Raw genomic sequence first — 6,354 nt, 5'->3', positions numbered from 1 at the left:
CGAGTACCCCGAAGGGCCTTTCCGCTCGACTTGCATGTGTTAAGCACGCCGCCAGCGTTCGTCCTGAGCCAGGATCAAACTCTCCAAACAATGCTTGAAGAACCACTAATCCTGCGCGAGACACCCATCCGGCTAAACGGATGATGAACGGTGTCTCGTTCAAAGGAATCCACCACCCCAGCCCGATGGGCGGGGTGACGGGGTCATACATGTTGTACATGCACTGGCTTTTAGCACACTGTTGAGTTCTCAAGAAACGGGCGCGTACACCGTCGAACCAGACCAGCCGAACCGATCCAGCCCTCCGGGGCTTGAAGCCTATTCCTCATTTCGTCGCCCCGTCTCCAGGGCAACCCCTCTAACTTACCAGGTCGTGTCCTGCTCCGCAAGCGGATCGGCCAGACCAAAATGAGCTACAAGGAGACAGCCGCCCGCGCCCGACCACATGCCAACCTCACCGGAGTGATTCGGAGTGGTGTGCGCTGAGCTGCGCTGCTCCATAAGAGTATCAGGCCCCAGAGGTGGATCGAGCCGCATCGCCTACGCCACCGGGTCTTCGCCCCTCCAGAAGTCCCACGGCCCGGGCACGGCGGGTCGGAGGCGAAGGGCGAGGTGGGAGAGGGGCGGCGACATAGACTGGGCCGGATGACGACTGACACGCCACCGGTGGCGAAGAGGGTAGCCAGCGAGCGGGTCCATCACGGAGACGTGGTGGTGGATGAATACGCCTGGCTGATCAACAAAGACGATCCGGACACCGTCGCCTATCTGGAGGCGGAGAACTCCTATACCGAGCGCGTCACCGCGCATCTCGACCAGCCCAGGGACACCATCTTCCAGGAGATCAAGAACCGCACGCAGGAGACCGATCTGTCGGTCCCCACGCGTAAGCGCAACTGGTGGTACTACTCCCGCACGGTCGAGGGCAAGCAGTACGGCATCCAGTGCCGGGTGGCCGCCGACGGTGAGACCCCGCCGGTGATGGGCGAGGACGGCGGGCCGTTGCCCGGGGAGCAGGTGCTCCTGGACGGCAACGAGCTGGCCGGCGAGGCCGACTTCTTCGCCGTCGGCACGTCGGTGGTCAGCCCGGACGGCACCAAGCTGGCGTTCTCCACCGACTTCAAGGGCGACGAGCGGTTCACGCTGCGGTTCAAGGACCTGGTCACGGGTGAGACGCTGCCCGACGCGATCCCCGGCATCTCCTATGGCGGCACCTGGTCGGCCGACGGCACCACGTTCTTCTACACGGTCGTGGACGACGCCTGGCGGCCGTACCGGCTGTACCGCCACACCGTAGGCGGCCCGGCCGACTCCGACGTGCTGGTCTATGAGGAGAACGACGAGCGGTTCTGGGTGGGGATCGGGCTGACCCGGAGTGAGCGCTACCTGATGCTCAACGTCGGCAGCAAGATCACCAGCGAGGTCCGGATTCTCGACGCGGCCGACCCGGCCGGGGAGTTCGAGCTGGTCAGGCCGCGTAAGACCGGAGTGGAGTACGGCCTGGACCACGCCGAGGACGGCTTCCTGGTCCTGCACAACGACGGCGCTGAGAACTTCGAGCTGGCCACCGCCCCGGTCGACGATCCCGGGGTGTGGACGCCGCTGATCGCGCATCGCGAGGACACACGGCTGCTCGACGTGGACGCGTTCGCGACGCACACCGTGGTCCACTTCCGGCGGGACGGCCTCACCGGGATCAGGATCATGCCGCGCGACGGCGAGCCGTACGAGATCGAGTTCCCCGAGCCGCTCTACACGGCCGAGCCCGGCGGCAACCCCGAGTTCCACACCGCGCGGCTGCGGCTGGGCTACACCAGCATGGTGACGCCGCCGTCGGTGTACGACTACGACCTGGCCGCGCGCGAGCTGATCCTGCTGAAGCAGCGGCCGGTGCTGGGCGGCTTCGACCCGGCCGACTACGAGCAGCACCGGGAGTGGGCGACGGCCGAGGACGGCACGCGGGTGCCGATCTCGATCGTGACGCGCCGGGGCACGCCGCGGCCCGCGCCGATGGTGCTGTACGGCTACGGCAGCTACGAGATGTCGGTCGACCCGGCGTTCTCGGTGGCCAGGCTGAGCCTGCTCGACCGGGGGGTGATCTTCGCGGTCGCGCACATCAGGGGCGGCGGCGAGATGGGCCGCCGGTGGTACGAGGAGGGCAAGCTCACCCGGAAGAAGAACACGTTCTCCGACTTCGTGGCCTGCGCCAGGCACCTGAAGGCGTCCGGCTGGGCGGGTGACGTCATCGTGCGCGGCGGGTCCGCGGGCGGGCTGCTGATGGGCGCGGCGGCGAACCTCGCCCCCGGGGAGTTCGCGGGCGTGGTGGCCGAGGTGCCGTTCGTGGACGCGTTGAACACGATCCTCGACCCGTCGCTGCCGCTCACCGTCATCGAATGGGACGAGTGGGGCGATCCCCTGCACAACGCCGACGTCTACGCGTACATGAAGTCGTACTCGCCCTACGAGAACGTCGAGCCCGCGACCTACCCGCCGATCCTGGCGATCACCAGCCTCAACGACACCCGGGTCTTCTACCACGAGCCGGCCAAGTGGATCGCGCGGCTGCGGGCCACCGCGAGCGGCGGCCCGTTCCTGCTGAAGACGCAGATGGGCGCGGGGCACGGCGGGCGCAGCGGGCGGTACGACTCCTGGCGCGAGGAGGCGTTCACGCTGTCGTGGATTCTCGACCGGCTCGGCGTCCGCGAGGTCACCGGCCCGGAGGCCACCGTAGAACCAGTGGGGTAGGACCGGCTCAGATGGCCTTGTGGCGTTGCAGCCAGGTGAACGACGCCCAGCCGGGCAGCACCGGCAGCCAGAAGGTCAGCAGCCGGAACAACAGCACCGCCGAGGTGGCGACCCCCGGGTTCACCCCCGACAGGGTCAGGCCGGCCATCAGTGCCGTCTCCACCGCGCCCAGGCCGCCCGGCGTGGGCGCGGCGGAGCCGATCGCGTTGCCGGCCAGGAACACCACGGCGACCGCCGCGAAGCTCATGTCGTGGCCGAACGCGCGCACGCAGGCGTCCAGGCACACCACGAAGGTCAGCGTGAGCAGCAGCGTGCCCGTCACGCTCTGCACGATCCGGCGCGGCGACTGGAGCACGTCCAGCAGCCGGGGTACCACGCCGGAGAACAGCGAACGGACCCGCGTGCTGATCATCCGGCGCAGCGGAGACACGCCCAGCACGACGACGATCGCCACGGACACGGCCAGCAGCACGATCAGCAGGGTCCTGGACGGCGTGAGCGAGGCCGCCGCGTCGCTGCCGGTCACGTAGGCGAAGAAGAGCAGCAGCGCGATGTGGAAGGCCAGCCCGATGAGCTGGGAGGCGCCCACGCTGGCCACCGCCAGCCCCGGCGGGATGCCGCGTTTTTGCAGGTAGCGGGTGTTGAGCGCGACGCTGCTCACCGCCGCGGGCGCGACCAGCTTCACGAACGACCCGGCGAACTGCACCATCACCGTACGGCCGAGCGGCAGCGACTCCGGCACGAACCCCTTGATCATCAGGGCCGCCGCAACGTAGCTCAGCCCGGCGGCGACCAGCGCGATGCCGGTCCAGGCCCATTCGGCCGTGGTCAGCACCCTGACGAAGTCGACCTGGCCGAGCTGGGAAAGCAACAGGTAGGCGGCCAGCGCGCTGCCGATGATGGTCACCAGCGTGCGCGGCCGGAAGCGCTCCAGGCGTACCTGGGCCACCACGCCGGGCGGCTTCAGCTCGACGATCTGCTCGCGGACCGCCGACAGGAGCTTCTTGTCCTTGCCTCGCAGGGCCGACCTGGTCTGCCTGGTCAGCGCGATGCGCTGGAGCAACGGGAGCGCGCCGGCGAGGGCGTCGGGGCCGAGTACGGCGGCGGCGGTGGCCACCGAACGCTCGGGCCCGACCCGGAGCGCCAGGTAGGTGAGGCACTGGGCGATGTCGAGGCGGAGCAGGAGGTCACCGGCCGCGATCTCGCCGCTGCGCGCGTCCACCAGCACGACATGTCCGGACTTGTCGAGATGGATGCTCTCGCCTTCCAGCCGCCGGTGGGCCAGCCGCTGCGCCTGGAAGAGCCGCACCTGCTGCCAGATCTCGGTGAGCACGTCGTCGGTGATCTCGTCGTCCGGGACGTCCTCAAGGGCCCTGGTGTCCAGGTGCTCGTAGATGAGCAGCGCGGCCTCGGTACCGACCTCGCTGGTGCCGAGCAATCTCGGCGTGTTCGCGCCGGCGGCCTTGGCGGCGTAGGCCATCAGGGCCTCGCGCTCCAGCTCGGCGCGCAGCGAGCGGATGGCCCGCCTGCGGGTCTCGCTGGCCAGCAGCAACCGCCGCCAGAGCCGGTAGACCAGGCCGGCCACCTGGCGGTCGCGGTCGAGCACGGTCACATCGACCCGGCGCTCCTCCTCATCCTCTTCGGTGATCACCGCGTACCGGCGGCTGCCCTGCACGTCGTCGTCGATCCTGCGGGCCTTGGTGGGCGCGTAGCCGAGCCGGCGCAGGGCCGCGACCATCGCGCTGCCGGGCGGGCGGGTGTTGGGGCTGCCGATCGCGTACAGCGTGCCGTACCCGACGCCGAGGCCGACCAGGATGCTCACGATGACGCCGAGCGCGGTGGCGTCGGCCCCGGTGAACAGGGCGAACACGTCGAGCGCGATGGCAACCCACATCAGCGACCGCCAGGTGGGGCGGCGGGAGATGCGGACCGCGGTCATGTAGGCCACGACGGACGTGAGCAGCGTGTTGAGCGGCTCGACGCCCGCCCTGCCGCCGGTGAGGAGCTGGCGGAGGTCTTCTGAGGCCACGATGAGCCACTCGCCGAGCCCGAAGGCGACCAGAACGGCGGCGATGGCCGCGATCAGTCCTTCGGCGACCCGCAGGCCGTCGCGGTGGAAGACCCGCTCGACGGCCAGGGCGGCCGGGATGATGAGCACGGCCCCGCCGCCGACGAAGCCGGCGATCATCACCAGCGGCAAGGGCGCGCGGGAGGTGCCGACCTCGACGTCCTGCTCGATGCCGTTGAGCGTCTGCTTGGCCACCAGGGCCAGCAGCACGACCCCGATGAACATGAGCAGGCTGGCCAGGCAGCGCAGCGCGTCGGAGGGCCGCCGCAGGCGTTGTGGCAGCAGCGGCTCCACGACGAGCACCGGCGTGTCCCTCGTCGTGTCACCCCCCGGAGTCAACGGGCCCGTATCTCGGCCCGAGCCGTCCGCCGAGTTGTCGTCAGGGGTGGACACGGCCGGATCGCCCGGGGAGGACGTCGTGTCCTTCTCCGGGTTCTCCACCCCGTCGTGATCCCTTATTTGTGTCACCGCCCGCGATTCTGCCCTTTTCCAACCGGGCGCGCGTTATGCGGGAACATCAAGATCTGTCAACACTTCAAGATCTCTTGTCCCGCACGCACGCTTCCCTCAACCCCCATGCCTATATCACCGACCGTGGTCACCGGGCCGGTGCGGTCCCTCCATGGTGCTGTGGTCACGGCCCTCATGTCCTGCCTTCTCGCCCGTATCGGCCAAGTGGACGGCCCGTTTCGCGGGTGAGTGGACCTCCCGCCGCGGGGGCAGGCCCGCCTAGCCTGTCACTATGAGTGATCTTGCAAAGCGACTGCGTGATCTCCATTCTGCCGACCGCCCGCTGGTACTGCCCAACGTCTGGGACGCGCGTACCGCCCAGGTCTTCGCGGCGACGGGCTTTCCCGCGCTGGCGACACCGAGCAGCGGCATCGCGGAGTCGCTGGGGCACACCGACCAGCAGGGGGCGCCGGTCGAGGAGATGTTCGCGGCGGCGGCGCGGATCGCGGGCGCGGTGGACGTACCGGTCACGGTCGACGCCGAGGCCGGGTACGGCCTGCCCGCCAAGGAGTTCGCCGCCCGCCTGCTGGACACCGGGGCGGTCGGCTGCAACCTTGAGGACTCCGCGCTTCCGGCGTCCGGGCTCGTGCCGGTGGACGAGCAGGTCCGGTGGCTGTCCGACGTACGGCAGGCCGCCCCCGAGCTGGTGATCAACGCGAGGGTCGACGTCTACCTGCACGGCGGCACGACGGACGACGCCGTGGAAAGGTCGATCGCCTACCTCGACGCCGGGGCGGACTGCGTCTACCCCATCCTGGCCCCCGGCGAGGCGGCCATCGCCGAGCTGGTGGAGCGCGTCCCCGGCCCGGTCAACGTGCTGTTCACGCCGGACGGCCCGAGCCTGCCGAGGCTGGCCGAGCTGGGCGTGGCCAGGGTGACCTTCGGCGGCGGCCTCTACCACGCGATGATCGACGCCGTGCGCGGCATGGCCGAGCGCATCGCGGCCGGGGCCAGCCCCTACGGAGACGAGTAGCCGGGTGGCTAGAATCGGCCGGGTGCCGGGGGATCTGAAGGTTCTGGGGGCTTGTCCG

At 69.6% G+C, this 6,354-nt stretch carries 3 protein-coding genes and 1 rRNA gene; 2 read left to right on the top strand and 2 right to left on the bottom strand.

The annotated features are described in order from the left end of the window. A 16S ribosomal RNA gene (locus ACH34R_RS12380) occupies nt 1-90 on the bottom strand; the annotation flags it as partial. A gap of 555 nt (nt 91-645) precedes the next feature. Here ACH34R_RS12380 and ACH34R_RS12375 point away from each other — a divergent pair. Further along, complete coding sequence (locus tag ACH34R_RS12375) at nt 646-2,745, top strand: S9 family peptidase (protein ID WP_397561505.1); 2,100 nt, start codon at nt 646-648, stop codon at nt 2,743-2,745. Nucleotides 2,746-2,752: 7 nt separating this feature from the next. Here the strand turns inward: ACH34R_RS12375 and ACH34R_RS12370 are convergent, their stop codons facing one another. Beyond that, entirely contained in the window at nt 2,753-5,281 is a 2,529-nt protein-coding gene (locus ACH34R_RS12370; RefSeq protein WP_397561504.1) for a YbhN family protein, read from the bottom strand. 274 nt (nt 5,282-5,555) lie between these two features. Here ACH34R_RS12370 and ACH34R_RS12365 point away from each other — a divergent pair, with 274 nt between their 5' ends. Then, on the top strand, nt 5,556-6,296 hold the full coding sequence (locus ACH34R_RS12365; protein WP_397561503.1) for an isocitrate lyase/phosphoenolpyruvate mutase family protein: 741 nt from the start codon (nt 5,556-5,558) through the stop codon (nt 6,294-6,296). The last annotated feature ends 58 nt before the right edge of the window (nt 6,297-6,354 follow it).

The sequence above is a fragment of the Spongiactinospora sp. 9N601 genome (assembly GCF_044326295.1).
GTDB lineage: Bacteria > Actinomycetota > Actinomycetes > Streptosporangiales > Streptosporangiaceae > Spongiactinospora > Spongiactinospora gelatinilytica.
This window is presented reverse-complemented; position numbering and strand designations above follow the sequence as displayed.

Excerpts from the sequence above, each read along its gene's own strand:
- ACH34R_RS12375 (WP_397561505.1), top strand. The coding sequence starts at position 646 with ATGACGACTGACACGCCACCGGTGGCGAAGAGGGTAGCCAGCGAGCGG.
- ACH34R_RS12365 (WP_397561503.1), top strand. The coding sequence starts at position 5,556 with ATGAGTGATCTTGCAAAGCGACTGCGTGATCTCCATTCTGCCGACCGC.